The sequence below is a fragment of the Paenibacillus sp. p3-SID1389 genome (assembly GCF_025151705.1).
GTDB lineage: Bacteria > Bacillota > Bacilli > Paenibacillales > Paenibacillaceae > Fontibacillus > Fontibacillus phoenicis.
The window spans coordinates 1-717 of record NZ_JALXVO010000124.1; the positions used below are offsets into that span (position 1 = coordinate 1).

The 717-nt window shown below is 50.8% G+C and carries 1 protein-coding gene; it reads left to right on the forward strand.

Going from position 1 to position 717, the window contains the following annotated elements; genetic code table 11:
• Window positions 1–717: transposase (locus M3G15_RS21345; RefSeq protein ID WP_260072020.1), on the forward strand; the 717-nt coding region annotated here is incomplete at both ends.

Below are 717 nucleotides of genomic sequence, written 5' to 3' on the forward strand. Positions count from 1 at the left end.
TCAACCCAAGGAGAGATTGCCGATCTTCTTCAGCTCTCTCGATCTGAGACCGTATGCCAAGGAACTGAGAAGCCGTTCACCCCGAGGCGCTGAGGGATACTGCAGACAAGGTATTCTACGAGCACTCTTGGCTGCGCCGCTTGAAGGAATAAGTACCTTTTCAGGGTTGCATAAGCGTTTGGATACGGATCTCCGGTTTCGTTATCAGTGTGGTCTTCCGCTGGATCGAGAAGCTCCTTCCATATCCACATTAAGCCGAGTTTTCTCAGAACTGACGAGAAAGGACTTGGCAAAACGGCTTTTTGAGGATTTGGTCACACGCTGTCAGCAGGAAGGTATCATAGAAGGCAGTAACGTCGCCATAGACAGCGCCGCTCTCCGCGCTTACGAGAAAAAGCAGCCCAAACGCAAAAGCGAGCAAACGGGTAATGCGAACTGGGGCGCAAAAATTGATTCCTTCGGCAATAAAATCACATGGTTTGGTTACAAAATTCATCTGGCGGTCGATACGAAAAGTGAATTGCCGATCGCCTTGGAAGTAACGCCGGCGCATGTCAATGATGGAGAAATGGCGCCGGGCCTGATCGAGAAAACAGCGTCCAGGACGAGCACACGATTTTTCATACTCGATGCGGGCTACGACCAAATGAAAGTTTATGAGGCCGCCCGCAACGTCAAGGCACAAGCCATCATTCCCCTTAATCTTCGGGGGGAGAA